This window comes from Ruegeria sp. I1, assembly GCF_056532675.1.
On record NZ_JBQFNM010000005.1, the window covers coordinates 1 to 23,333 of the forward strand.

A 23,333-nucleotide genomic window follows, 5' to 3' on the forward strand; every position below is an offset into this window, starting at 1 on the left:
CCGCGCCGACGCGTTGATGGGGCTGAAGGTCAACCCGATGAACATGATCGCCGACCTGCATGGCAGCAAAGACTACCGCGCACATCTGGTCGCCGTCATGACAAAACGCGCCGTCCAAGCTTGTTTGTAGAAAACCAATAGACACAGCAAAGCCCCGGTGAAAACCGGGGCTTTTTCATGTGCGGCGTAGTCTGGGCAATTTTTTCGGCTGCCAATAAGCGCCTGAGTCTTCACGGGCTTTCTCATAGGCCTCGACTCGATGAAGGGCATCTTGACCACCCGCTGCAAACAAATGGCTCAGCAGGCATTCCAGCACCGCCATGGCCCCAGAAAAGCTAGAGAAATGGTGCATTGAGCGTGTGCTGATCTGCAAGCTGATATCGGGGCGCACTCCCGGTGCGATCACATCACTATCTGAAATCAGGATGATCCGGATGCCCTTGCCAGCGGCAAAGCGCATGGTGCGGATGGTTTCGGCTGAATAGGGCCTGACCGTAATGGCCAGCAGGCAATCGCCGCTGCCCGCATCCAGCAGATCATCTGCAGCAGAGCCCATATGCCGGGGAACCAGCTGCAATCCGGGATGGGCCATGCGACCTGCATAATGAAAGTAATAGGCCAGAGCATAGCTGGCCCGTGTTGCTGTGACAAAGCACCGTTGCGTGTTCAGAATGAGATCTGTTGCGGCCTTGACCCGTTCAGGTTCTACAAGGCGTAGGGATCGGGCGACCACGTTCAACTCATTGCGGGCAAAATCGGCTTGGGCCGCGCTGAACGGCCCATCGGACGATTGAAGCGATAACCAATCCTGGTGCAGGCGATCCTCTCCATCCGTGACCAGGGCTTGCCGAAACGGGTGGCGGAATGCGTCGTAGCCGTCATAGCCCATCCGTTGAGCAAGGCGGACAAGAACGTTAGAACTGACGCCGATCTTCCGGGCCGTTGTGCGGATCGGATCAAGGCCGAAATCGCCGGGATGATCGATCACATATTTCGCAGCCGCCTGCAGTTGTGGCGGCATGTGATCAATGTCGTGCCGGAGTGTTCTGATCAAATGGCTATACGTATCGGTCATTGGACAAAGAAAACATATGTTTTCGATATTGCCAATTGAAAACAAGCTGGATCAGAGTAGGTCGAGCTGAGGCAATTGCGGAGGGTCCGGTGGCCACAACCCCTTATATTCTAGTCGCGCCGAATGGTGCCCGGCGTGGACCTGAGGATCACGCCAAGCTGCCGGTTACGTTGGAGCAAACCATAGCGACCGCACGGGCATGTCATATGACGGGGGCGGATGGTCTGCACCTTCACATTCGGGACGCGGATGGGCGTCATTCGCTGGATGCAGCGCGATATCTTGAGGCGGTCGCAGAGCTGAACAGGCAGCTCCCTAAGATGGATGTTCAGATCACGACTGAGGCGGCTGGTCTCTATGATGTTGAGGCGCAGTTTGAGTGTTTGCGCCGTGTGCAACCGAAATGGGCCTCCATCTCGGTACGAGAAATCGCCCGGCAGCCGGATCTGGCCGAACGCGTCTATGGGCTGTGTCATGATCAGGGCACACGGGTGCAACATATTCTGTATGACGCCGACGACGCGGCGCTGCTGAAGACATGGCAGAAGACTGGCGTTGTGCGAGACGGGCAGGTGGATCGCCTGCTGGTGCTGGGGCGGTACACAGTCAATCAAATCTCCTCAACCGAAGATATCGCATCCTTCCCTCAGGATACTTCGCCGTGGATGGTGTGCGCATTTGGGCCGCTGGAGCATGCGTGCCTGGCTGAGGCGGCACGACAGGGCGGTGATCTACGGGTTGGATTTGAAAACAGCCTGACAAATTCGGAAGGCCAGCCCTGGCCTGATAATGCAGCCTCGGTCACAGCACTCATCGCTTTGCTTAAAGGAACTTCCCAATGAGCCACGTGTTTCCACGCCATACAAAATCCACCTTGCCCGTCGCGGTTGCTGGAGACGGGTGTTACCTGATCGACGCAGACGGCAAGCGCTATCTGGATTGTGGGGATGCGGCCGTGTCCTGCTTAGGCCATTCCAACCCGGCGGTTATTAAGGCCGTGCAGCAGCAAGTGGAACAGATCGCCTTTGCGCATAGCGGGTTTATGACTTCGGAACCGGCTGAAAAGCTGGCGGATTTGCTGATCAAACACGCCCCGGGTGATTTGGAGCGGGTTTACTTTGTATCGGGTGGGTCCGAGGCCACCGAAGCTGCGATCAAACTGGCACGGCAGTACTATCTAGAGATCGGGCAGCCCGAACGCCGCCATGTGATTGCCCGCAAGCAGAGCTACCACGGCAACACGTTGGGCGCCTTGTCGGCGGGGGGCAATGAATGGCGCCGGGCGCAGTTTGCACCCATGTTGATCGGTATGTCCCATATCGCGGCCTGTTACGAATATGCTGAAAGACCCGACAATGAGAGTAGCTTTGATTATGGTCAGCGCGTCGCCAATGAGCTTGAGGCCGAAATTTTGCGCCTTGGCCCGGATACGGTGATGGCGTTCATGGCAGAGCCGGTGGTGGGTGCGACCTTGGGGGCGGTTCCAGCCGTTGAGGGGTATTTCCAGCGGATTCGGGAGATTTGCGATCAATATGGCGTGCTTTTGATTTTGGATGAGGTCATGTGCGGAATGGGGCGAACCGGCCATCTGTTCGCCTGCGATCATGATCAGGTTAGCCCGGATATATTGTGCATTGCCAAAGGGTTGGGGGCCGGATATCAACCGATCGGTGCGATGTTGTGTACCGGTAAAATCTATGATGCCATTCGGGACGGTTCAGGCTTTTTTCAGCATGGCCACACTTATATCGGCCATCCCGTCGCCACCGCAGCCGCCTTGGCTGTGGTTCAGGAATTGACCTCCAAAGACCTACCTACACGTGCCGGTGCGATGGGCGAGAAGCTGGAATCCGCGCTGAACGCGGCCATTGGTCAGCATCCTCATGTGGGGGATATACGCGGGAGAGGCCTGTTCTGGGGGCTGGAACTGGTGGCTGATCGCGCGACCAAAACCCCGTTTGACCCATCTTTGGGGCTAGCTGGGAAGGTTAAGAAAGCGGCGCTGGCCCAGGGTCTGATTTGTTATCCGATGTCGGGTACCCGCGATGGTAAAACCGGTGATCACATCCTGCTGGCACCACCTTTCATCATCGAAGAGGCCCAGATTGAAGAGTTGGTCACCAAGCTTTCGGCGGCGTTGGACGCGTCCTTCTGACAATTCTGTGAGGGGCCTTTCAGCCAGTGAAGACGCGTTTAAGGTCGACCTGAACTAAAGACGGTAAGGCTCTTGAAAATGCTCAGAGATATCTGGATCAGCTTCCAAAACCTTCCGGCCTGGGTTCAGATTTGGATGTCGGTGGTTCTTGTTCCGGCCAATCTGGTGCCGCTGGCGTTTCTGGATCAGCCCTATGGGATGTTGATTGCGGGGCTGGCCATTCTGGGGATGGCATTGAACCTGCCGATCATGATGGCAGAGCGTGGTATGTCGCGCGCCATGGCGCTTCCGCATCTGCTGTTCTGGACGCCGATGGTTTTGATCATCGTCTACGTTCTGAACACGCATACCGATCTTCTGCCGATCTACGCGCAGTTTTTGCTGGTGCTGCTGGTGATCGATCTTGTTTCGCTGGGCTTTGACCTGCGAGACGCGATTTTGTGGAACAAAGACCGCAAAAGCCAGTAATACGCGCGCAAAAAAGCCCCCTTGGCATCAAGGGGGCTTCTGCAACCGGTTTTATTTCTGTGGAAGCGGACCGATCATCATGATCATCTGACGGCCTTCCATCTTCGGCATGTTTTCGATCTTGCCGATTTCCTTAACGTCTTCTGCCACCCGTTCCAGAAGCTCACGGCCCAGGTTCTGGTGTGCCATCTCACGACCGCGGAAACGCAGTGTGACTTTGACCTTGTCGCCGTTTTCCAGAAACTTGAAAACATTGCGCATCTTGACGTCATAGTCATGGGTGTCGGTGTTGGGCCGGAATTTGACCTCTTTCACCTCGATGACTTTTTGCTTCTTACGGGCTTCGGCTTCGCGCTTTTGCGTTTCATATTTGAACTTGCCGAAGTCCATGATCTTGCAAACCGGCGGATTCGCATTTGGCGAAATCTCGACCAGGTCGAGACCAGCTTCGTCAGCAAGTTGCATGGCTTTGGCGGGATGAACCACCCCGACATTTTCGCCTTCAGCGCCAATCAGGCGAATTTCGGGGGCACGGATCTTGTCATTGACGCGCGGTCCAGTATCTCTCTGCGGCGGCGCGTTGTGGGGTCTGCGAGCTATGGGTTCATTCCTTTGATGATTGCAGAATTTCGAGCCCGGAATTTAGACCGGGAGGGGCCGCACTTCAAGCAGCATAAACGCCTGTTAGTCGGAAATTCCCGTGAATTATCGCGGGAATCGGCTGGTCGGGTCAGGAAAGGTCCGGCCAGCCGTGTCGATCAGCCGACAAATGCCTTTTCGATCACGAATTCCTTGGGTTCAGAGTTTGCGCCCTCGCGCAGGCCAAACCCTTCCAGGATTTCCTTGATATCCAGGTTAAAAGCCAATGAACCGCAGACCATCGCACGGTCGGTTTCCGGCTTGATGCCACCCTCGATTCCCAGATCGGCAAACACGGTGCCATCTTTCAGCAATTCGGTAATGCGGCCCATCTTAGGACTCTGTTCCCGCGTGGTGGTTGGGTAGTAGCGGATCTTGTCGGCAAAGCCTTCGCCGATCAGCTCGGCCAGCAATTCGTCTTGACGGATGCTTTCGATCAGCTGACGACCATATTCCAACTCGGCCACTTCGCGGCAGGTATGGGTGATGATGATCTCATCGTAGTCCTCATAGGTCTGCGGCTCGCGCAGCAGTGAGGCGAAGGGGGCAAAGCCGGTGCCGGTGGCAAAGAACCACAGGCGCTTGCCAGGCAGCAGGGCGTCATGGACCAATGTGCCAACAGGCTTGGGCCGCAGGATGATCTGGTCACCCGGTTTGATGTGCTGCAGCTTCGATGTCAGCGGGCCGTTCTGTACCTTGATCGAATAGAATTCCAGTTCTTCATCCCACGAAGGCGAAGCGATCGAATAGGCGCGCAACAAAGGCTTCTGACGACCGGTCTTGGGGTCCGGGTCGCCCATCAGGCCGATCATCACGAACTCGCCCGAGCGGAACCGCAGCGTTGCCGGGCGCGACACTTTGAACGAGAACAGGCTGTCGGTCCAATGCTTCACATCGGTCACGGTCTGCGCGTCGGGCAGAACGGGGGCCTTTACGGCGGTTGCTTCACTCACGGGTTTCATCTCTGTCATCGTTTCACTGCCGGTTTGTTAAACCGACATCTCCGTTTAATCTTTGATCCAGGTCAGGAAAAGGGGACAGATTGCCCCCGGTTCTGGTTGGCCGGTGATGGCGGGTTTAGCCGCGCAGGCGGGCCTGATAGTTGTTGTCTTGCCAATCGGCACGCGCCAGCCATTGATCTTCAGGTTGTCGGGCAGCCAGTGCGTTGTCGATTTCAACCTCGTCAAAGCCGCTGCGACGCGCCATGGCGTACTGGTCTGCAAGGACATGACCCTTTGCGCGCAAACGACCAGTAAAGCCTTTCAGGCGCAGAACACGAGCAATAGTGAAGCCGCGCCCATCCGCCGAGGATGGAAAGTCCACGCGTACCATCTTGGCGCCGCCCAGGCGATCAATCAGCTCATCCGGGTCGGTGTCCGAGGCCACATCCAGCGCCACAACGTCATTTGCGGCGTCTTCCAGTGTGACGAACCCGTCGGTCCAGTCATCGGGGGCAAAGCCCTCATCGTTTACGATTACGTTCATGTTGTCTCTCCGGCGCGCACCATCTTGCCATCGACAAAATGAATGCCGCATTCTTCCTTGCTCTGGTCGCGCCAGCGTCCGGCGCGGGGGTCTTCGCCTTCTTTGACCGGCGAGGTGCAGGGCGCACAGCCGATCGAAGGGTATCCTTTGGCCACCAGCGGATGCCGGGGCAGGTTGTTTTCTTCCATATAAGCCCGCACGTCTTCGGGCGCCCAATGGGCCAGGGGGTTCACCTTGATCCGGCCGGTTCCGTCTTCGACCTCGAAGAAATCGAGCGCGGCGCGGGTGCCGGACTGGAATCTCTTGCGCCCGGTAATCCAGCCGCAATACCCGGTCAATGCCTGTTGCAGCGGGAAGGTCTTGCGCAGGTTGCAGCACGCATCCGTATCCCGTAGGCGCAGCGCGCCATAGGGGTCTTCCCGCTGAATGTCCTGATCATCCGCGCGGACGATATGAACGTTTTTCAGGCCCAGACGCTCGCTGACCTCCTGCTGGTATTCCAGCGTTTCGGTGAACAGCATCTGCGTGTCCACAAACAGCACCGGGGTCATCTTGTCGACCACCGCCGCCATATGCAGCAACACCACCGATTCCGCCCCAAAGCTTGAGACCAGAGCAAGCTCGTCGATCTCTTCGATTGCGCCATGCATGACATCATGGGCGCTGTGGTGGCGGAACCGGTTGTTCAGCGCGTCAACCTTGTCGGTCAGTTCGCGCCTGTCTGCACCCAGTTCCGTCTGGATAAGGTCAAGCGGCATTCGCCTGAACCTCGGGGTAGAGGGCCGCCTTGAACGGAGCCATACCGACGCGGCGATATGTTTCCAGGAAGGTTTCTTCGGCGCTCTCACGCTGGTTCAGATAGGTGTCCACGATGCGTTCGACGGCTGGCACGATCTCGTCATAGGCAAAGCCTGGACCAGTGCGGTCGCCAACGGCGGCTGTTTCGGTCGCGTCACCGCCCAGAGTAATCTGGTAGTTTTCGACGCCTGCGCGATCCAGACCCAGAATGCCGATATGGCCCACATGGTGGTGACCACATGCGTTGATGCAGCCCGAGATCTTGATCTTCAGGTGACCGATATCATGCTCCAGCTTCAGCTCGTCAAACCGGGTCGCGATTTCCTGCGCAACCGGGATCGAGCGGGCCGTCGCCAGCGCGCAGTAATCCATGCCGGGGCAGGCGATGATGTCGCTGATCAGGCCGATATTGGCTGTGGCCAGGTCGTATTCCTTCAGCTTCGCATGGATCGCGGGCAGGTCCGATTTGTGGACATGCGGCAGGATCACGTTCTGCTCATGGCTAATGCGCAGTTCGTCATAGGCGAACTCCTCGGCCAGATCGGCCATCACGCGCATCTGCTCGGCAGTTGCATCGCCGGGCGTCTGGCCGTGCTTCTTAATCGAGATCGTCACGATCGCATGGTTCGCATCCTTGTGCGGCGCGATGTTGGTGTCGACCCACGAGCGGAAGACCGGATCGTTGGTATAGGCGCTTTCAAACGACGCAACCGAGCCCTGACGGAAATCAGGCGCTGCAAAGTGACCCTTGATCTCTTCCAGCAGGTTCATGTCGGCTCCCTTGAACTGCGGGCGAACCTGCAGGAAACGCTCGTTCACTTTGGCGCGGATGGCGTCGATGCCATGCTCATGCACGGTGATTTTGATGCGCGCTTTGTACTTGTTGTCGCGGCGGCCGATCTGGTTCCAGACGGAAACGGTGGCCTCAAGATAAGCCAGCAGGTCGTCAAAGGCGACAAATTCGGACAGTTCCTTGCCGATCATCGGCGTACGGCCCAGGCCGCCACCCACGATGACACGGGCACCCAAAACGCCATCGCGCTCGACCAGTTGCAGGCCGATGTCATGCGCTTTGATCACGGCGCGATCATTTTCGCTGCCGGTGATGGCGATCTTGAACTTGCGCGGCATGAACTGGAACTCGGGGTGGTCGGTGGACCACTGGCGCAGCAGTTCTGCATAGGGGCGCGGGTCGGCGATTTCATCCGCGGCGGCACCGGCGAAATGGTCGGCGGTCACGTTGCGGATCGTGTTGCCCGAGGTCTGGATGGCGTGCATGCCAACCTCGGCCAGCGCGTCCAGCATATCGGGCACGTCGTTCAGTTTCGGCCAGTTATACTGGATGTTCTGACGGGTGGTGAAATGGCCATAGCCCTTGTCCCACTTCTCGGCCAGCAGAGCCAGTTGGCGCATCTGCGCGCTGTTCAGCGTGCCATAGGGAATGGCGACGCGCAGCATGTAGGCGTGCAGCTGCAGATACAGGCCGTTCATCAGGCGCAGGGGTTTGAATTCATCTTCGGTCAGCGAGCCGTCAATACGACGCTCAACCTGCGCGCGGAACTGTTTGTTGCGCTCTGCCAGGAATGCTGTGTCGAACTCGGAGTAGCGATACATATCTAGCTGTCCTTAGTTGCAGCCCCGAAACCCGGGGCCTTGAAGGGGGGAGAGAAGGGCCGGAAATCAGGCCCGGGGCTGCGTTTCAGTTTCCTGCTTGCCATGGGCATAGTTCGAAGGTCCGGTACGGCGGAACTCCTCACGGAAATGGGTGGGTTCGGGGCCGTTGTCCCCTGCGACCGCATCGGCCAGGTAGGCGCCAACAATCTTGTTGGCCTGACGCGCCGCATCCAGCAGACGCACCTGCGCGTGGGCCTCATCGGTGATCAGCTCGGCCTCTGACAGCTCACGCGACCAGCGGTCATCCTCGGTCTGATAGATCACATCGCCTTCCAACAGGTCATTGGCGGTGACAACTTTGGGGGTAAAAGCGCGGGCCATCAGGCAAGCTCCTTATTGAATTCGGTCAGGGCCTCAGCTGCTTGACGCGGGGCAAGGCCATAGAATGTCAGCACCGGGCCATCCAGTTCGGCGGCGCTCAGGTCGGTGGGCAATTGATCCAGGTTAGTGGTCAGAACGCGCTGATCCGGGCGCGAGGCGTTTTCGACCAATGTGATCGGGGTCGCGCGATCCGCGCCATGCATGATCAGACGGCCCTGAATGAAACGCGCGGATTTTTTGCCCATATAGATCGCGGCAACCGAGCCATTGCGGGCAAGCGCAGACCAATCGTGATCGGCAAAGCCTTTCATGTCATGCCCGGTCAGAAAGCGAACCGAAGAATTACGACCGCGGCGGGTAAGACTTTGGCCAATTCCTGCAACAGCGGCAGACGCGGCTGTGATGCCCGGAACGATGCTCCAACGGATGCCAGCAGCATTGACGGCGTCGATTTCTTCATCCAGCCGCCCGAACACTGTGGGGTCACCGGATTTGAGGCGCACGACGCGGTTGCCTTTCAGCGCATAGTCGACCAGAAGCGCGTCGATATCTTCCTGTTTCCAGGAGGGTCCAAACCCGGCTTTTCCAACATCGACGAGAGTTGCCGTCTGACCGGCAAGCGCCAGAATCTCTGCGCTGATCAGTCGGTCATGCAGGACAACATCAGCGCGCATAAAGGCTTTGAGGGCCTTTTGCGTCAGCAGGTCCGGATCGCCGGGCCCGGCGCCGACAAATTCAACATATCCTGTTGTGCGTTCGAACTGCATCAGATCGTCCAGAGCGTGGTTTGACTTGCCCCTCAATATAGGAAATATTCCCATCAAAGCGCCATATTGGTGATCAAATAAGGACAAATGTTCTAATGATTGAAAATGGCGGGACGTAGGTTCTAGATTCGAAGGAAAACCGGAATGACGGTGCGGATAGACAGCACAGATCGGAAAATTTTGGCAGAGTTGCAGCGCGATGCCAGTCAGTCGCTGGATGAAATAGCGGCCAATGTAGGCAGTTCCAAGACGCCTGTTTGGAATCGAATCCGTAAACTAAAAAGTGCTGGCATTATTGGCCAGCAAACGGTTTTGCTGGATGCTGAGGCGTTGGGTTTTGAGGCAACATTCTTTGTTCTGATCCGGACCTCGGAGCATGAGGCAGACTGGCAGCGCAAGTTCCTGAAAGCGCTACGGGATCAGCCCGAAGTGCAAGAGGCGCACCGCCTAGCTGGGGATATCGATTACATCCTGAAGGTTCGGGTTAAAAATGCCCGTGCCTATGATCAGTTCTATCAATCCCTGATCGCTGAAGTGCGTGTGCACAACGTCACTGCGCTGTTGTCGATGGAAGAGATAAAATCAACAACAATGCTTCCCTTGAACGCATTGGCGGTCGATTAAGCTGCTAGGGGGCTCTGCCCCCGCCGCCCCTAACGGGGCGACTCCCCCGGGATACTTTGGGCCAGATGAAGTCTGGATCCCCTGTTCATCTGGCCAAAAAATATCCCCGCCGGAGGCATCGCGCGGCACGCGCGATTCAGTATTGAACCATCAGTTTTTCCAAGCCGTGGAAATGGTAGCTGTTTGAAAATTGCGGAGGTTCGGTCAATTGCAAATCGGGGCATTTGTCGAACAAGATTGGCAAGGCGATGCGCATTTCAAGCCGGGCGAGCGGCGCGCCGACGCAGAAGTGAAGACCGCCCCCAAAGCTGGAATTGGTTTGGACGGGCCGAGTTGGATCGAAGAGGGTTGGATCAGGCCAAACCGCGGGGTCTCGATTGGCCGCCCCGAGCAGCAATGCCAGCTGATCGCCGCGTTTGAATGGGTGACCGAAGACCTCGATGTCTTCATAGGCGTAGCGTGTGAACATATGTAGGGGCGGGTCGTAGCGCAGGATTTCTTCGACCGTGGAGTCTATGGCATCAGATGCGAGCGCAGTCGGGGCGGTTTGAGTTTGTAGTAGAGTTTTTACCCCATTGCCGAGCGAATGCACCGTTGCCTCATGCCCGGCGTTCAAAAGCAGGATACAGGTCGAGACCAGTTCATCCGTCGAGAGTTTCTCTCCTTCCTCCTCAGCTGCAATCAGGCGGGTGATCAGATCATCGCGCGGGTCCGAGCGTCGTTGATCGATGTAGCCCAGAAGGAAATTGGCAAACTCGCGCGAGGATTGCGCCGCCCGATGTTCTGTTTCGATCGTTCGGCTGGCCTGGTACATGGCGACCATGTCATGGGACCAGCGCAGAAGATCTGGGGCCATTGCCTCGGGTACACCGAGAAGGCGGCAGATTGTGATGACCGGAACTTGGGTGCAGTAAGCCTGCAGCAGGTCGAACGGCGTATCAGGAAAGTGATCGATCAGTTCATGGCAGAGCGTTTCGATGGAAGGCGCAAGGCTGGTAATAGCCCGAGAGGTAAAGGCGCGGGTAACCAAAGCGCGCAGGCGCGTGTGGCGGGGCGGTTCAGTTTCGAGCAGCGAATGCGCTTCGACCGCAAGCCACGGGGCCAGATGATCTGGCGCGGGTTGGGCGTGTTCGAGTGGAACTTCACGGCCAAATCGTCTGTCACGAAACAGCGCCTGCACAGCTTTGTGTGAGACTGCCGCGACAATCCGGTAGTCCTCCCAATAGAATAGATCGCCACAGGCGCGGGCCGTGTCGTAGAACGGGTACGGGTTTTGGACAAAAGCGACGTCGGTCGGGGATTGTGACAGGGTCTTCATGTCGCGCAGACTTGCCATCGGGCGTGGTGAATGCAAGACCCTATGTCATGCAGAGGCTTTGGGTAATTGCTGGATTCCTGTTGGCGGTTGGTTTGCTATCGACGGCTGTGTGGTCTTATGGGTATCGGCAGGCCCTGTCGCAGCTGAGTCAAAAGGCTGAGGCCGATCTTGAATTGGCGGCTGACCGGTTGAGTACGCAGATGCAGGTCTATCAAGAGCTTGCTGTCCTGATGGCGAACCATCCGACGCTGCAAGAGCTCAGTACCCCTGAGCAAGAACTGGCGGCACGTCTGATGCTGCTGGATGTGGCGGACAAGACGGCTGCAATCAACATGATTTATCTGGAACGGTCTGGCCTGGTTCTGGCATCCGCAAAGCCCGTGGGGCCGCGTAATATGGCCGAGCATCCAGCCTTCAAGCGTGCCCTGCAGGGGGCCATGGGCAGCGCGCATGGGGTTGAGCCGGACAGCGGAAACAGGATCTATTCCTATGCTGCGCCCAGTTTTGGCCCCGCCGGGCAGGTTGTCGGCGCCCTGATGGTTGTCGCGGATGTGCAGGATGTGGAACAGACCTGGCGCGGCAGTACCGAGGCGGTATTTTTTGTGGACAATGACGGAGTCGTCTTTATCTCAAACCGGTCCGATCTTTTGTTCTGGTCACGTGTCGAGGGGCAACGGGGGCTCACACCGCCCGATGGGACCCCGATTGATTTTGCCACGTCTTGGGTGGATGGGCATGAGTTGTGGTCGTTGAACTGGGGTCGTTACCTGCCTCGGCGGGCTTTGCATCTGACACTTGATCTGCCGGTGATCGACATGACGGCCGAGGTGCTGGTGGATGTGGCCCCGGCGCGGCGTTTGGCTGGGCTGCAGGCGGCGGCGGTTGCAGCCATCTGTCTGGCCTTTGGAGCCTTGCTGTTTCTTGCAACCGAGCGGCGGCGCACGCTGGCCGAGGCAAATGCGGTGCTGGAAGGCCGCGTGGCGAAACGAACGCGTGACCTGACCACGGCCAATACCGCTTTGCGGCGCGAAGTGGCAGAGCGGCAGGAGGCCGAAGCGGCACTGAAAAAGGCTCAGGCAGATTTGGTTCAGGCCGGCAAGCTCAGCGCTTTGGGTCAGATGTCGGCAGGCATCAGTCATGAGTTGAACCAACCGTTGATGGCAATCCAGCAATTTGCGGACAATGGCGCGGCTTATATGGAGCGCGGGCAGGGCGAAAAAGCCGGGAAAAACCTCGGGCGTATCTCAGAAATGGCGGCACGCATGGCGCGGATCATCAAGAACCTCAGGGCTTTTGCTCGTAATGAGAGCGAGCCTATGGGGAAGGTCGATCTGGTGCAGGTCATCCAGTCGGCAATCGAACTGACCGAGCCTCGCCTGCGAGAGGAGCAGGTGACACTAGACTGGTCGCCTCCCTCACATCCCGCGAACGCCTGGGGTGGAGAGGTCCGTCTGGCGCAGGTTTTTGTGAATCTGATCAACAACGCTATCGATGCCATGGACGGTCAGGTGGACAAACGGATCAGTATTCAGATCGATAACGGGGATCGTCTGGTTGTGTTCATCCGCGATACAGGCCCGGGGATCGAAGATCCGGACAAGCTGTTTGAACCCTTTTACACTACAAAATCTGTAGGCTCGTCCGAAGGTTTGGGGCTTGGGCTGTCGATCTCTTACGGATTGGTGCAAAGCTTTGGCGGCAATATCCGGGGTGCGAACGCGGAAGGTGGTGCTGTATTCAGCGTGGAACTGGAGCATTTTGCAGAGGGTAAGGTGGCATGACGCGCAAAGTGCTTTTGGTGGACGATGACGCGGCGGTGCGCGAGGCGTTGTCACAGACGCTGGAGCTGGCAGAATGTGAGCCTCTGTCCGTGGGATCGTTTGTGGCAGCCAAGGATCATATACGCGCCGATTTTCCGGGTGTGATCCTGTCAGATATTAGAATGCCGGGGCGGGATGGGTTTCATCTGTTGGCCTATGCGCATGAGATTGACCCAGACCTGCCGGTTGTCCTGCTGACAGGTGAAGGCGATATTCCGATGGCAGTAAAAGCCATGGGGCAGGGTGCTTTCGATTTTCTGGAGAAGCCCTGCGCCGCTGCTGATTTGCTGACCGTGCTCGAACGCGCATTTTCGGCACGCTGTGAAGTTCTGCGTGAGCGTGCGCTAAAAACCGAGTTGGAGCGTGGCGACCCAGCGGCACGGCTGCTGTTTGGTTTGTCCGCGCAGGCAGCGGCTTTGCGTGACCGGGTTCGCAATGTTGCAATGACCGGCGCCGAGGTTTTGGTGACCGGTCCACCGGGTAGCGGCATATCCAAGGTCGCGGAGGTGGTGCATCTGATGTCGCCCGTTGCCCAGGGATCGTTTGTGAAACGCCCAGCCTCGGGGCTGAGCGCTGATGATCTGGCGCAAAGTGCTGCTTCTGCTGTCGGCGGGTCGTTGTTTCTGGACGAGATATCGGCGCTGCCGGTGGCAACCCAATACGCCGCGCTTGAGCTGATGGAACAGGGCACTGAGACGCGGATTATCGCGGGAACAACGGCTGATCTGTCAGCGCTTTCAGACCAGGGTCAATTCAACGCCGATCTCTTCTATCGGTTGGATGTGATGCGGGTGCGTATTCCGTCACTGGCAGAACGGCCCGAGGACATTCCTGTCATCTTCCGCCACTATGTCGCGCAAGCGGCTGAACAGGCAGGCATTCCCGAGCCAGAGATCACCTCGGAACACCTTGCCTCGCTGATGGCGCGTGATTGGCCGGGCAATGCGCGGTCTCTGATGTCGGCAGCGATGCGTTTTGTTCTGGGGATGCCGGACGATGTGGCGCAAGCGGCTGAGCTTGGGCTCAGCGATCAGATGGCGCGGGTCGAACGATCGTTGCTGATCGCTGCGTTAGGGCGGCACAATGGCAAAGCCTCGGACGCGGCAAAGGCACTAAAACTGCCACGCAAGACGTTTTATGACAAACTCGCGCGGTACCAGATCAAACCGGAAGACTACCGAAGATAAGCAGATACTCCCGCCAGCTTAACCCGCATATCATGCGGGCAAGTTGTTGGGTCGGGCAGCCCGCTGGAGCGGGCTGCGGTCGGTGCGTTTGGGGATCAAACGCGATTCGTACCATTTGATTCGAATACCGTGCGAAAATCCGCACATACAAGAATTTTGATGTGCGGATTTTCGCACAAGCGAGTTGCCGTGTCTAAAGAAGTGGTTTGGAGTGAAGTGTAAAGCATTGTTATCCATAGTAAAAATAGAGGGCCGGCTATAATCGATCAAATCGTTGTGCCGTTAGAGTTGATTCGTTTGACTGCCGGGCATGCGGTGCCCGTGTGGCACCTATTGAACTGTTTTGAAGTCAGGGAGGAAGACAGATGAAATTTCTAGCAACCGCCGCAACGGCGATGGCGCTTACGGTAACCGCTACAGCAGGCATGGCGGCCTGTGATGACGGCGAGATTGTCGTCAAATTCGCGCATGTGACCAACACCGACAAACACCCCAAGGGCATCGCTGCCTCGCTGCTGGAGCAGCGCGTCAATGACGAGATGCAGGGCGTGATGTGCATGGAGGTCTATCCGAACTCCACCCTCTACAACGATGACAAAGTGCTTGAGGCGATGCTGCAGGGCGATGTGCAATTGGCCGCGCCATCGCTGTCGAAGTTCGAGAAATTCACCAAGCAGTTCCGCCTGTTTGACCTGCCGTTCATGTTCAAGAACATCGATGCTGTGGATGCGTTCCAGGCATCAGCAGATGGTCAGGCGATGAAAGACAGCATGCAGCGCCGTGGCCTGCAGGGGCTGGCCTTCTGGCACAATGGCATGAAGCAGATGTCGGCCAACAAGCCTTTGGTTGATCCGTCCGATGCAGATGGCCTGAAGTTCCGCGTACAATCTTCGGACGTTCTGGTTGCTCAGATGGAAGCCATTGGTGGCAGCCCACAGAAAATGGCCTTCTCGGAAGTCTATGGCGCGCTGCAGCAGGGCGTTGTGGACGGGCAGGAGAACACCTGGTCCAACATCTACGGCAAGAAGTTCTTTGAGGTGCAGGACGGCATCACCGAGACCAATCACGGCATCATCGACTATCTGGTCGTGACCTCGGTGGACTGGCTGGACAGCCTGGACCCGGAAGTGCGTGACCAATTCACGACAATTTTGGCTGAAGTGACCGAGCAGCGGAACAAAGAAGCCTTCGCAGTGAACGAAGCGGCCAAAGCCTCGATCACCGACGCAGGCGGCATCATCCGCGATCTGACACCTGAACAGCGTCAAGCCTGGGTCGATGCGATGAAGCCTGTTTGGGATCAATTCGCTGGTGACGTCGGTCAGGACAAGATCGACGCTGCTCAGGCGATCAACGCCGGGTTCTGATCCGGATCGGGCCACGCGTCGGGGGACTGGGGAGTATTCGACGCGCAGGCCGGGCGGGCTGTGAAAGCCCGCCCGCTATTACTCTCATCACAAAAAATTGCGGGGACAGAAAGATGTCTGGTGCGAAATCCGGCCCGACCGGGCTGGTCGACCATATCGAAGAAACCCTGATTGCATTGCTGCTGGGCCTGATGACGGCCGTGACGTTTGCCAATGTGATCGCTCGGTTCTTCTTTAATTCCAACATTCTATGGGCGCTGGAGCTGACAGTGTTCATGTTCGGCTGGCTGGTTCTGCTGGGCGCCTCTTATGCGGTAAAAAAGCACGCGCATCTGGGCGTTGATGCGATCCTGAACATGCTGGCCCCTGGACCGCGTCGCATATTGGCGCTGATTGCCGTCGCCTGTTGTCTGGTTTTCTCGCTTTTGCTGCTCAAAGGGGCCTATGACTACTGGGCAGTGTTCGCGGATTTGCCGCCCACATCAGGCCGCTGGTTTCCCACGGGTCTGAATTTTGATGCGCGCAGTCAAAGCTTTTACGAAGTTGACGATATCCCGATGATCGCTCCGCTGCGGTTTCTGGAGGGCCTGATCAACTACGGCGAATACTACGAAAAACTACCCAAGGTCGTTCCTTACTTCATCCTACCCCTTTCGATGCTGCTGCTGGTGATCCGCTTTGCGCAAGTCGCCGTTCAGATCTGGCGTGGTGAGACCGACCGCCTGGTCGCCAGTCACGAGGTCGAGGACGAGATCGAAGAGGTCCGGGCTCAGCAAGGAGAGCACAACTAATGGACGTCGTACTTCTCTTTTCAATGGTCATTGGCCTCCTGCTGATCGGTGTTCCGATTGCCGTGGCTTTGGGCCTCAGCTCGACCCTGTTCCTGCTGATCTATTCCGACAGTTCATTGGCTTCGGTCGCAGGAACACTGTTTGAGGCGTTCGAGGGGCACTTTACCCTTCTTGCGATCCCCTTCTTCATTCTGGCCTCGTCCTTCATGACGACGGGTGGCGTGGCGCGACGGATCATCCGGTTCTCGATTGCGTGCGTGGGGCATTTGCCGGGCGGTCTGGCAATCGCGGGTGTTTTCGCCTGTATGCTGTTTGCAGCACTGTCCGGGTCGTCCCCGGCGACCGTTGTGGCCATCGGCTCCATCGTGATCGCCGGGATGCGTCAGGTGGGTTATTCCAAGGAATTCGCCGCCGGTGTGATCTGTAACGCGGGCACTCTGGGCATTCTGATCCCGCCGTCGATTGTGATGGTGGTCTACGCCGCGGCCGTCGAGGTTTCGGTCGGGCGGATGTTCCTGGCGGGTGTTATTCCGGGCCTGATGGCCGGTCTGATGCTGATGATCACCATCTATGTCATGGCCAAGGTTAAGAACCTGCCGAAGGGCGATTGGAAGGGCTGGGGCGAAATCTTCGTCTCGGCGCGCGAGGCTGGTTGGGGCCTGTTCCTGATCGTAATCATCCTGGGCGGTATCTATGGTGGTATCTTCACACCAACCGAGGCCGCAGCCGTGGCCGCTGTCTACGCCTTCCTGATTGCCAGCTTTGTCTACAAGGATATGGGGCCGCTCAGCACGGAAGAAGGGACTGCGAATATCTCGCTGTTCAAGAAACCCCACGCGCTGATCACAGCGTTCTTCCATCCTGACACCAAGCACACGCTGTTCGAGGCTGGTAAGCTGACCGTCACGCTGCTGTTCGTCATCGCCAATGCGCTGATCCTGAAGCATGTTTTGACCGACGAACAGGTGCCACAGCACATTGCCGAGGCGATGTTGTCTGCTGGGCTGGGTCCTGTAACCTTCCTGATCGTGGTGAATGTGATTCTGCTGATCGGTGGTCAGTTCATGGAACCTTCAGGTCTGTTGGTGATCGTTGCACCTCTGGTGTTCCCGATTGCAATCGAACTGGGCATCGACCCGATCCATTTGGGCATCATCATGGTGGTGAACATGGAGATTGGGATGATCACACCGCCGGTTGGGCTGAACCTGTTCGTGACGTCCGGCGTTGCCGGCATGCCGATGATGGGTGTCGTGAAGGCTGCGCTGCCCTTCCTGGCGGTGCTGTTCGTCTTCCTAATCATGGTGACGTATATCCCGTGGATTTCGACCTTCCTGCCGAACTCGGTCATGGGGCCTGAAATCATAACGAACTAGCGTGTGGCTGGCCGGGCAGCAGATGTTGCCCGGCCAGACTTGAACGTCGGGACAGGGATACATATCTCTGTTTCAGAGGACGACCTCCCCACCACGGGCAGATCATGCGGGACGACTCGCTTTGATATGGGGTCACCTCATGGCATGGGTCATGCTTGTTTTTGCCGGAATACTAGAAATTGTTTGGGCGGGTGCGATGAAGCAATCCGCTGGTTTTACACGGCTGTGGCCGACCGTGATCATGGGCGTCTCTATGATCGGCTCGTTTGGACTACTGTCGCTGGCGATGCGAGACCTGCCGCTAGGCACCGCTTACACGATCTGGGTCGGTATTGGTGCGATTGGCGCGTTTGTGGTTGGCGTCACCGTGTTGGGTGAAGCGCTGACTCCTATGCGCTTGTTGGCCGCGGCCCTCATCATTGCGGGGATCGTAACTATGAAGCTGGCGTGATGGCGGCGTTGACGCCTGCATCTGTATTCGTCACGCTGCTTACAAAACACCGATCCGAGGAGGTTTGCTCGACATGATGACAGACACCGACATGCGCCTACTGCGCATTGCCTATGATGAGGCGAAAGCGGGGTTTGACGAAGGTGGCTGCCCCATCGGGTCGGTGTTAGCCCGGGGTGGAGAGGTTGTGTCCAGAGGGCGCAACCAACGGGTGCAGCGTGGTGACCCGATCGCCCATGGCGAAATGGATGCCTTGCGCAAAGCGGGGCGACAGAAGACCTATCGCGATACGGTCCTCTATACCTCTTTGTCACCCTGCATGATGTGTGCGGGCACCATCGTGCAATTCGGAATCCCACGCGTAGTGATCGGGGACACTCAGAACTTTGGCGGTAATGAAGCGTTTCTGCGTGAACGCGGCGTTGAGGTTGTCTTAGCCGAAGACCCAGAATGTATCGCCTTGATGAAGCGGTTTATCGCGGAGAAGCCCGAGCTTTGGGCGGAAGATATCGCTGAGTAACATCCGTCTCACGTCGCACACAATGCGTCGATAATACCCGAGAAATCATCTGCTTTCAGACTGGCGCCGCCCACCAGCGCACCATCCACATTCGAAACGCCAAATATCTCAGCTGCGTTCGACGGCTTGACTGAGCCACCGTAAAGCACGCGCACTGAACGGCCGACACCCTCGCCAAATCGGCGTTCAAGACGGGCACGAATGAAATCGTGTACGGCCCCAATCTCGTCCAGCGTTGGAACTTTGCCGGTGCCAATGGCCCAGATCGGTTCATAGGCGATGATCAGGTTCTCGCCAGTGGATTGATCGGGGATCGAGCCTGACATCTGACCGCCAATGATGTCCAGCGTGTTGGCCGCTTCGCGCTGTTCCAAGCTTTCACCGACGCAGATGACGGCTTGCAGCCCTGCGTCCATGACAGCACGGGCCTTTGCGCGGATATCTTCATTTTGCTCGCCATGGTCCACACGGCGTTCCGAATGGCCCAGGATCACCGCTGAGGCGCCCGCATCCCGCAGCATCTCGGCGCTGATGTCGCCGGTGTGTGCCCCCGTGCTTTCCGCGTGGCAATCCTGGCCACCAACGGCCACACCAGAACTTTCGACGGTTGTCGCAGCACGCTCTAGCAACGTGGCTGGCGGGCAGATCAAGATATCGACTTCGGGCGTTGGATAGCGCGCTGCCAATGCTTCAAGCTCGGCAAGGGCCGCGCCGGTTCCGTTCATTTTCCAGTTTCCCGCCGCCAGCTTGCGCCGCATATCCGTTTCTCCTGCTAGATCCGCGATTTGCCTTTCGGATAGCACCGTTGATCGGAGCTTACAATTCAGGTTGCAGTTCCGGCTGCACCTCGGCACGGTCCGCCGTGATTCGGTGAGGGCGCCATGATTGATAATCTTGATCTCGAAAAACTGGATAGCCGCGATAAGGACGAACTTGCCCGGCTTCAGCAAGCCATCGGGCAGGTGGGTTTTTTAACCATCGGGAATACCGGGCTGAGCGCTGAACGGGTGCAGCAGGTGATTTCGACTTACTTCGACTTCTTCCGGCTGCCTGAGCAGGATAAGAAACTGGTCGATATGGCTGCGACCGGGTCAAACCGGGGGTGGGGCGCGCCGAAATCCGAACAGGTGGATCCGAACGCCAACCCGGATTTCAAAGAGGTCTTTGATTGCGGCTATGAACTGCCTGAACTGAGCCCGTATCGCGCGCGCAAACTAAGCGTCTATGCGCCGAACCAGTGGCCCGAGGCACCGGAAAGCTTCGAGCAGACCATCCGTGCCTACTATGCGGATGCGTGTGGTGTAGCAATGCGGGTACTACGCGCCATCGCCGTGGCCCTGGGTCGAGATGCTGACAGTTTCGACACGGCCTTTGACACACCAATGGCTCTGCTGCGCGGGAATTATTATCCGCAGCGGCCTATCTGGGCGGGCGAGAAGGATTTCGGTATTGGGGCCCATACCGATTATGGCTGCCTGACCCTGCTGGCGACCGACGGAACCGCAGGCCTGGAAGTTCGTATGCCTGACGGGACCTGGGAAAAGGTGGAGGCCGCGCCGGGCACGTTCGTCATCAACTTTGGTGAAATGCTTGAGTTCTGGACCGCAGGCCGCGTCAAGGCGACCGAACACCGGGTGGTTGGCGGGGCTCATGAACGGATTTCGGTCCCGTTGTTTTTTAACCCGTCCTACGACACGAATGTTGCGCCGCCTGAGTCAGATCAGGTGATTTCGGCAGGTGAGCACTTAACGAAACGCTTCAACGAAACCTATGTGCATCTAAAGTCGGCCTAAGCCTCTGAAGAAAGGCTTTCGTCAAATTTGATTGACTCACCGCATCCGCAGGCGTCGACCACGTTCGGGTTTCTGAACTTGAAACCGGATTCTAGCAGCGAGACCTCATAGTCAATCTCGGTGCCGAACAGGAACATCTGCGCCATAGGGGCGATCATCACGCGTGCGCCGTCTTGCTCGACGACCTCATCATGGGGGTCGGCCTCATCCACATAGTCCATGGTGTATTCCATGCCAGCGCAGCCGCCCTTTTTGACGCCGATGCGCAAACCGGCATGCCCACCTGTTGTCATCAGGCGGGTGATCTGCTCTGCAGCTTTGGGCGTCATGGTCACGGCTTGTTTGCCGGGAGTGCCGAACATCTGTGTCTCCGTCGTCACGCGTTTGTTCTAATCTAGGCCCGACACGGGCCGGGCTCAAGAGAGCGCGCATTCAATTTCTGTTTCTGCTGCGGGTTGTCATCGGTGGCTGCGTCGCTTTAGCCTGCGAGCAGATAGTTTTGAAAGAGGTCAGATGCGATGACGGTGCAACACATAGCTAGAAAAAGCATATTGATGGGTTTGCTCTGCTTCGCTGTTGCGCAACCGTCGATGGCTGCCGATGACACAAAGCGGCATCCAGTTAACTGCGCGACTGCGCCCGGTGATTTACGCGCGATTGCAGCTGAGAAGCGACATGCTGAAGATCAGCAGGTCGAAAGTGTTGTTTCGATTCTGCCCGCTGGCGCTCTGCTGGGTCTGGTGACGGGAACTGAGAACAAACATCTTAAGATGTTAGCAGGCGACTATATCAAACAGCTTGATGCACGCGCGGCCGAGATCAGATCGACTTGTGGCATACCATAAGTATTTGTTAGACAATGAAAAAGACCGCTCTCGGGCAAGAGCGGTCCAAATTCGGGGCCGGGCGACGGGGGGCGGCGCATTGGTCACGGCCCAAGTGCATCACTGCGTTCAACCTGTGCGATTGTAGATGCGCCGTATATGTCCCGCAGCAATGTGACAACCGACACACAGCAAGGTAACGCAAAACCTAATGTTTTGTGACAATCCGCGTTCCGCAGACGGTTCAGGCTGAATTACATAAAGCCGAGTTCAAGCCGCGCTTCGTCGGACATCATGTCCATGCCCCAAGGGGGTTCCCATGTCAGTTCGACATCAACCTCTTTCACGCCAGCCACGGGTTCGATGGCTTCGACAATCCAGCCTGGCATTTCCCCGGCAACCGGGCATCCCGGGGCGGTCAGGGTCATGATGACTTTGACGGCATTATCTTCCTTGATGTCGATTGTGTAGATCAGGCCCAGGTCATAGATATTGACTGGAATTTCAGGGTCATAAACCGTTCGGCACGCATCCACCACTTGATCGTATAGAGGATGTTCGATTGTCGAGGGCGCAATCAAGGGTGCACCTTCAAACTGTTCGCTGGGATGGGTCATCATTGCCTCGGGTCAGTTGCCTGACTTTTTATATAGGGAATGGCCTGCCCAGCGTCCAGTCATGCCGTCCGGGCAATGCCAGAATGGTGTCAGTCATTGATATCGTGCTGGAATGTTTTCACTTGGCCATGCGGCAGTGCGAACATGCGGCGCAAAATCAGCCAAGCAATCAGCGACAGAACCGCAAAAATCAGCAACAGGATGGGCAGCGAAGGCGCGACTCCGGGGATGACCAGAATCAAACCTGTGATCGCGGCTCCGATCGCAAAGCCCAAAAAGATGAACCCGGGCAGAACCAGTTCCAATATGCCGAGCGCCAGGGCGCCCGCCAACCAGATCCACCATGTCAACCAAAAGGGATCAGCCATTACTTTGCTCCTTTCAGCATCTTAAACGCATCTCCAAATGCTTCCAAGGCGTTGGCCGGAACAACGATAGTCTGTTTGCCCGAACCATTGCCCAATGCGTTGAGCGATTCCACCTGTTTCAGGGCAACTTGGTACTGGGCGGCCTCAATCCCGTTGTCCTGAATGGCCTTGGCTACAACACCGGTAGCATAGGCTTCGGCATCGGCCTGAATGCGGCGCGCTTTGGCCGATTGCTCGGCGGCATAAAGTTCAGCATCTGCCTGTAGCTCTACTGCTCGTTTCTGACCTTCTGCCTCGGTCACCTGCGCACGGCGCGCACGTTCGGCGTTCAACTGCTGCAACATCGCGTCCCGCGTTGCTTGGTCAAGGTTCACGTCCAGAATTTCTGCACGCGTCACCTCAATCCCCCAGTCATCCACGGCAGTTTCAACGCTTTCCTGAATGCGGTTTATCAGTTGGGCTCGGTTCGATTGAACCTCATCCAGATCCATTTTACCGATCTCGGCGCGAACGATACCGGCAACCGTGGTGGCAATCGCGCCGTCCACATCGCGGATACGGTAGACAGTCTTTTCAGGCTCCAGAATCCGGTAGAAAACCGAGGTGTCGATCTGCACCAACACGTTGTCCTTGGTAATCGCGTCCTGCGTTGCATTTGGCAGCTGACGTTCCAGGATCGAGATCTTGTGGCGTGCAACATCCAGAAACGGAACAATAAAGTTGATGCCGGGCCCCAGCACCGAGTGCAAACGCCCGAACCGTTCGACTACGTATTTCTCAGATTGCGGCACGATTTTAATGCCCTTGAGAATAACGATGACGACCAGAACGGCGCCAAGCAGGTAGATAATGTTCGATGAAAGCAATCCGATGATCTGCTCTTCTGTCATATCTG

27 protein-coding genes and 1 pseudogene are annotated in these 23,333 nt (G+C 57.2%); 14 read left to right on the plus strand and 14 right to left on the minus strand.

Going from position 1 to position 23,333, the window contains the following annotated elements:
* Positions 1-130, plus strand: a pseudogene (locus tag ACR0DH_RS10530) (FAD binding domain-containing protein); the annotation flags it as partial.
* Between the two features lie 45 nt (positions 131-175).
* On the opposite strand, the gene ACR0DH_RS10535 reads toward ACR0DH_RS10530, so the two are convergent.
* A complete protein-coding gene (locus ACR0DH_RS10535; RefSeq protein ID WP_480549443.1) occupies positions 176-1,021 on the minus strand; it encodes a MurR/RpiR family transcriptional regulator in 846 nt (281 codons plus the stop codon).
* 143 nt (positions 1,022-1,164) lie between these two features.
* Between ACR0DH_RS10535 and ACR0DH_RS10540 the strand changes: the two genes are divergently transcribed.
* From ACR0DH_RS10540 to ACR0DH_RS10550, 3 genes are all read left to right on the plus strand, one after another.
* Positions 1,165-1,917 carry a beta-keto acid cleavage family enzyme gene (locus ACR0DH_RS10540; RefSeq protein WP_480549441.1) on the plus strand — a complete coding sequence of 251 codons (753 nt, stop codon included), beginning with the start codon at positions 1,165-1,167 and terminating at the stop codon, positions 1,915-1,917.
* Positions 1,914-3,230, plus strand: a complete 1,317-nt coding sequence (locus tag ACR0DH_RS10545; RefSeq protein WP_480549439.1) for an aspartate aminotransferase family protein — start codon at positions 1,914-1,916, stop codon at positions 3,228-3,230. Before ACR0DH_RS10540 ends, ACR0DH_RS10545 begins: the two co-directional genes overlap by 4 nt.
* A gap of 78 nt (positions 3,231-3,308) precedes the next feature.
* A complete protein-coding gene (locus ACR0DH_RS10550) occupies positions 3,309-3,698 on the plus strand; it encodes a hypothetical protein (RefSeq protein ID WP_480549437.1) in 390 nt (129 codons plus the stop codon).
* 51 nt (positions 3,699-3,749) lie between these two features.
* Here the strand turns inward: ACR0DH_RS10550 and infC are convergent, their stop codons facing one another.
* The 7 genes from infC to cobA all read right to left on the minus strand — a co-directional run bounded on the left by infC (position 3,750) and on the right by cobA (position 9,436).
* Positions 3,750-4,340: a translation initiation factor IF-3 gene (infC, locus tag ACR0DH_RS10555; protein ID WP_425328970.1), complete on the minus strand. Its 591-nt coding sequence runs from the start codon at positions 4,338-4,340 to the stop codon at positions 3,750-3,752.
* Positions 4,341-4,456: 116 nt separating this feature from the next.
* Positions 4,457-5,308, minus strand: coding sequence for a ferredoxin--NADP reductase (locus ACR0DH_RS10560; protein ID WP_170537027.1), 852 nt, complete (start codon positions 5,306-5,308; stop codon positions 4,457-4,459).
* A 106-nt stretch (positions 5,309-5,414) separates the two neighbouring features.
* Positions 5,415-5,822, minus strand: a complete 408-nt coding sequence (locus ACR0DH_RS10565; protein WP_480541713.1) for a DUF934 domain-containing protein — start codon at positions 5,820-5,822, stop codon at positions 5,415-5,417.
* Complete coding sequence (locus ACR0DH_RS10570; RefSeq protein WP_480549435.1) at positions 5,819-6,580, minus strand: phosphoadenylyl-sulfate reductase; 762 nt, start codon at positions 6,578-6,580, stop codon at positions 5,819-5,821. The genes ACR0DH_RS10565 and ACR0DH_RS10570 overlap by 4 nt, the downstream gene beginning before the upstream one ends.
* Positions 6,570-8,234, minus strand: a complete 1,665-nt coding sequence (locus ACR0DH_RS10575; RefSeq protein ID WP_480549433.1) for a nitrite/sulfite reductase — start codon at positions 8,232-8,234, stop codon at positions 6,570-6,572. Before ACR0DH_RS10575 ends, ACR0DH_RS10570 begins: the two co-directional genes overlap by 11 nt.
* A gap of 66 nt (positions 8,235-8,300) precedes the next feature.
* A complete protein-coding gene (locus ACR0DH_RS10580; RefSeq protein ID WP_170537020.1) occupies positions 8,301-8,615 on the minus strand; it encodes a DUF2849 domain-containing protein in 315 nt (104 codons plus the stop codon).
* Positions 8,615-9,436 carry a uroporphyrinogen-III C-methyltransferase gene (gene cobA, locus ACR0DH_RS10585; RefSeq protein ID WP_480549431.1) on the minus strand — a complete coding sequence of 274 codons (822 nt, stop codon included), beginning with the start codon at positions 9,434-9,436 and terminating at the stop codon, positions 8,615-8,617. The genes ACR0DH_RS10580 and cobA overlap by 1 nt, the downstream gene beginning before the upstream one ends.
* A 90-nt stretch (positions 9,437-9,526) precedes the next feature.
* On the opposite strand from cobA, the gene ACR0DH_RS10590 reads away from it, so the two are divergent.
* Entirely contained in the window at positions 9,527-10,006 is a 480-nt protein-coding gene (locus ACR0DH_RS10590) for an Lrp/AsnC family transcriptional regulator (RefSeq protein ID WP_480541706.1), read from the plus strand.
* Between the two features lie 136 nt (positions 10,007-10,142).
* Here the strand turns inward: ACR0DH_RS10590 and ACR0DH_RS10595 are convergent, their stop codons facing one another.
* Positions 10,143-11,324, minus strand: coding sequence for a cytochrome P450 (locus ACR0DH_RS10595; protein ID WP_480549453.1), 1,182 nt, complete (start codon positions 11,322-11,324; stop codon positions 10,143-10,145).
* A gap of 47 nt (positions 11,325-11,371) precedes the next feature.
* On the opposite strand from ACR0DH_RS10595, the gene ACR0DH_RS10600 reads away from it, so the two are divergent.
* The 7 genes from ACR0DH_RS10600 to ACR0DH_RS10630 all read left to right on the plus strand — a co-directional run bounded on the left by ACR0DH_RS10600 (position 11,372) and on the right by ACR0DH_RS10630 (position 18,836).
* Positions 11,372-13,105, plus strand: a complete 1,734-nt coding sequence (locus tag ACR0DH_RS10600; RefSeq protein ID WP_480549430.1) for a sensor histidine kinase — start codon at positions 11,372-11,374, stop codon at positions 13,103-13,105.
* Complete coding sequence (locus tag ACR0DH_RS10605; RefSeq protein WP_480549428.1) at positions 13,102-14,331, plus strand: sigma-54-dependent transcriptional regulator; 1,230 nt, start codon at positions 13,102-13,104, stop codon at positions 14,329-14,331. The genes ACR0DH_RS10600 and ACR0DH_RS10605 overlap by 4 nt, the downstream gene beginning before the upstream one ends.
* 365 nt (positions 14,332-14,696) lie before the next feature.
* A complete protein-coding gene (locus tag ACR0DH_RS10610; RefSeq protein WP_480549426.1) occupies positions 14,697-15,698 on the plus strand; it encodes a DctP family TRAP transporter solute-binding subunit in 1,002 nt (333 codons plus the stop codon).
* A gap of 113 nt (positions 15,699-15,811) precedes the next feature.
* Positions 15,812-16,489: a TRAP transporter small permease gene (locus ACR0DH_RS10615; RefSeq protein WP_480549424.1), complete on the plus strand. Its 678-nt coding sequence runs from the start codon at positions 15,812-15,814 to the stop codon at positions 16,487-16,489.
* Positions 16,489-17,865: a TRAP transporter large permease gene (locus tag ACR0DH_RS10620; RefSeq protein WP_170537003.1), complete on the plus strand. Its 1,377-nt coding sequence runs from the start codon at positions 16,489-16,491 to the stop codon at positions 17,863-17,865. Before ACR0DH_RS10615 ends, ACR0DH_RS10620 begins: the two co-directional genes overlap by 1 nt.
* Positions 17,866-18,004: 139 nt before the next feature.
* The gene (locus ACR0DH_RS10625) at positions 18,005-18,316 is read left to right on the plus strand and encodes a DMT family transporter (RefSeq protein WP_480549421.1); all 312 of its coding nucleotides are present in this window, start codon (positions 18,005-18,007) and stop codon (positions 18,314-18,316) included.
* Positions 18,317-18,389: 73 nt separating this feature from the next.
* Positions 18,390-18,836, plus strand: coding sequence for a nucleoside deaminase (locus ACR0DH_RS10630; protein ID WP_480549420.1), 447 nt, complete (start codon positions 18,390-18,392; stop codon positions 18,834-18,836).
* Positions 18,837-18,844: 8 nt separating this feature from the next.
* On the opposite strand, the gene tpiA is transcribed toward ACR0DH_RS10630, so the two are convergent.
* Positions 18,845-19,594: a triose-phosphate isomerase gene (gene tpiA / locus ACR0DH_RS10635; RefSeq protein ID WP_480549418.1), complete on the minus strand. Its 750-nt coding sequence runs from the start codon at positions 19,592-19,594 to the stop codon at positions 18,845-18,847.
* 123 nt (positions 19,595-19,717) lie between these two features.
* Here tpiA and ACR0DH_RS10640 point away from each other — a divergent pair, with 123 nt between their 5' ends.
* Entirely contained in the window at positions 19,718-20,629 is a 912-nt protein-coding gene (locus ACR0DH_RS10640; RefSeq protein ID WP_480549416.1) for an isopenicillin N synthase family dioxygenase, read from the plus strand.
* Here the strand turns inward: ACR0DH_RS10640 and ACR0DH_RS10645 are convergent.
* Entirely contained in the window at positions 20,626-20,991 is a 366-nt protein-coding gene (locus tag ACR0DH_RS10645; protein ID WP_480549414.1) for a HesB/IscA family protein, read from the minus strand. The genes ACR0DH_RS10640 and ACR0DH_RS10645 overlap by 4 nt on opposite strands.
* A gap of 228 nt (positions 20,992-21,219) precedes the next feature.
* On the opposite strand from ACR0DH_RS10645, the gene ACR0DH_RS10650 reads away from it, so the two are divergent.
* On the plus strand, positions 21,220-21,474 hold the full coding sequence (locus ACR0DH_RS10650) for a hypothetical protein (RefSeq protein ID WP_480541687.1): 255 nt from the start codon (positions 21,220-21,222) through the stop codon (positions 21,472-21,474).
* Between the two features lie 233 nt (positions 21,475-21,707).
* Here ACR0DH_RS10650 and ACR0DH_RS10655 read toward each other — a convergent pair whose 3' ends face one another.
* The 3 genes from ACR0DH_RS10655 to ACR0DH_RS10665 form a co-directional block, all read right to left on the minus strand.
* Positions 21,708-22,070, minus strand: a complete 363-nt coding sequence (locus ACR0DH_RS10655) for an SUF system Fe-S cluster assembly protein (RefSeq protein WP_170536990.1) — start codon at positions 22,068-22,070, stop codon at positions 21,708-21,710.
* An 89-nt stretch (positions 22,071-22,159) separates the two neighbouring features.
* Positions 22,160-22,438: an NfeD family protein gene (locus tag ACR0DH_RS10660; protein ID WP_353007303.1), complete on the minus strand. Its 279-nt coding sequence runs from the start codon at positions 22,436-22,438 to the stop codon at positions 22,160-22,162.
* On the minus strand, positions 22,438-23,328 hold the full coding sequence (locus ACR0DH_RS10665) for an SPFH domain-containing protein (RefSeq protein ID WP_480541682.1): 891 nt from the start codon (positions 23,326-23,328) through the stop codon (positions 22,438-22,440). The genes ACR0DH_RS10660 and ACR0DH_RS10665 overlap by 1 nt, the downstream gene beginning before the upstream one ends.
* Positions 23,329-23,333: the final 5 nt, after the last annotated feature.

What these genes read in the sequence shown, in the direction of transcription:
- ACR0DH_RS10535 (WP_480549443.1), bottom strand. Translation starts at nt 1,021, where the DNA reads ATGCCGCCACAACTGCAGGCGGCTGCGAAATATGTGATCGATCATCCC.
- ACR0DH_RS10545 (WP_480549439.1), top strand. Translation starts at nt 1,914, where the DNA reads ATGAGCCACGTGTTTCCACGCCATACAAAATCCACCTTGCCCGTCGCG.
- ACR0DH_RS10550 (WP_480549437.1), top strand. Translation starts at nt 3,309, where the DNA reads ATGCTCAGAGATATCTGGATCAGCTTCCAAAACCTTCCGGCCTGGGTT.
- ACR0DH_RS10560 (WP_170537027.1), bottom strand. Translation starts at nt 5,308, where the DNA reads ATGACAGAGATGAAACCCGTGAGTGAAGCAACCGCCGTAAAGGCCCCC.
- ACR0DH_RS10565 (WP_480541713.1), bottom strand. Translation starts at nt 5,822, where the DNA reads ATGAACGTAATCGTAAACGATGAGGGCTTTGCCCCCGATGACTGGACC.
- ACR0DH_RS10570 (WP_480549435.1), bottom strand. Translation starts at nt 6,580, where the DNA reads ATGCCGCTTGACCTTATCCAGACGGAACTGGGTGCAGACAGGCGCGAA.
- ACR0DH_RS10575 (WP_480549433.1), bottom strand. Translation starts at nt 8,234, where the DNA reads ATGTATCGCTACTCCGAGTTCGACACAGCATTCCTGGCAGAGCGCAAC.
- ACR0DH_RS10580 (WP_170537020.1), bottom strand. Translation starts at nt 8,615, where the DNA reads ATGGCCCGCGCTTTTACCCCCAAAGTTGTCACCGCCAATGACCTGTTG.
- cobA (WP_480549431.1), bottom strand. Translation starts at nt 9,436, where the DNA reads ATGGGAATATTTCCTATATTGAGGGGCAAGTCAAACCACGCTCTGGAC.
- ACR0DH_RS10590 (WP_480541706.1), top strand. Translation starts at nt 9,527, where the DNA reads ATGACGGTGCGGATAGACAGCACAGATCGGAAAATTTTGGCAGAGTTG.
- ACR0DH_RS10595 (WP_480549453.1), bottom strand. Translation starts at nt 11,324, where the DNA reads ATGAAGACCCTGTCACAATCCCCGACCGACGTCGCTTTTGTCCAAAAC.
- ACR0DH_RS10600 (WP_480549430.1), top strand. Translation starts at nt 11,372, where the DNA reads ATGCAGAGGCTTTGGGTAATTGCTGGATTCCTGTTGGCGGTTGGTTTG.
- ACR0DH_RS10605 (WP_480549428.1), top strand. Translation starts at nt 13,102, where the DNA reads ATGACGCGCAAAGTGCTTTTGGTGGACGATGACGCGGCGGTGCGCGAG.
- ACR0DH_RS10610 (WP_480549426.1), top strand. Translation starts at nt 14,697, where the DNA reads ATGAAATTTCTAGCAACCGCCGCAACGGCGATGGCGCTTACGGTAACC.
- ACR0DH_RS10615 (WP_480549424.1), top strand. Translation starts at nt 15,812, where the DNA reads ATGTCTGGTGCGAAATCCGGCCCGACCGGGCTGGTCGACCATATCGAA.
- ACR0DH_RS10620 (WP_170537003.1), top strand. Translation starts at nt 16,489, where the DNA reads ATGGACGTCGTACTTCTCTTTTCAATGGTCATTGGCCTCCTGCTGATC.
- ACR0DH_RS10625 (WP_480549421.1), top strand. Translation starts at nt 18,005, where the DNA reads ATGGCATGGGTCATGCTTGTTTTTGCCGGAATACTAGAAATTGTTTGG.
- ACR0DH_RS10630 (WP_480549420.1), top strand. Translation starts at nt 18,390, where the DNA reads ATGATGACAGACACCGACATGCGCCTACTGCGCATTGCCTATGATGAG.
- tpiA (WP_480549418.1), bottom strand. Translation starts at nt 19,594, where the DNA reads ATGCGGCGCAAGCTGGCGGCGGGAAACTGGAAAATGAACGGAACCGGC.
- ACR0DH_RS10640 (WP_480549416.1), top strand. Translation starts at nt 19,718, where the DNA reads ATGATTGATAATCTTGATCTCGAAAAACTGGATAGCCGCGATAAGGAC.
- ACR0DH_RS10645 (WP_480549414.1), bottom strand. Translation starts at nt 20,991, where the DNA reads ATGTTCGGCACTCCCGGCAAACAAGCCGTGACCATGACGCCCAAAGCT.
- ACR0DH_RS10650 (WP_480541687.1), top strand. Translation starts at nt 21,220, where the DNA reads ATGGCTGCCGATGACACAAAGCGGCATCCAGTTAACTGCGCGACTGCG.
- ACR0DH_RS10655 (WP_170536990.1), bottom strand. Translation starts at nt 22,070, where the DNA reads ATGACCCATCCCAGCGAACAGTTTGAAGGTGCACCCTTGATTGCGCCC.
- ACR0DH_RS10660 (WP_353007303.1), bottom strand. Translation starts at nt 22,438, where the DNA reads ATGGCTGATCCCTTTTGGTTGACATGGTGGATCTGGTTGGCGGGCGCC.
- ACR0DH_RS10665 (WP_480541682.1), bottom strand. Translation starts at nt 23,328, where the DNA reads ATGACAGAAGAGCAGATCATCGGATTGCTTTCATCGAACATTATCTAC.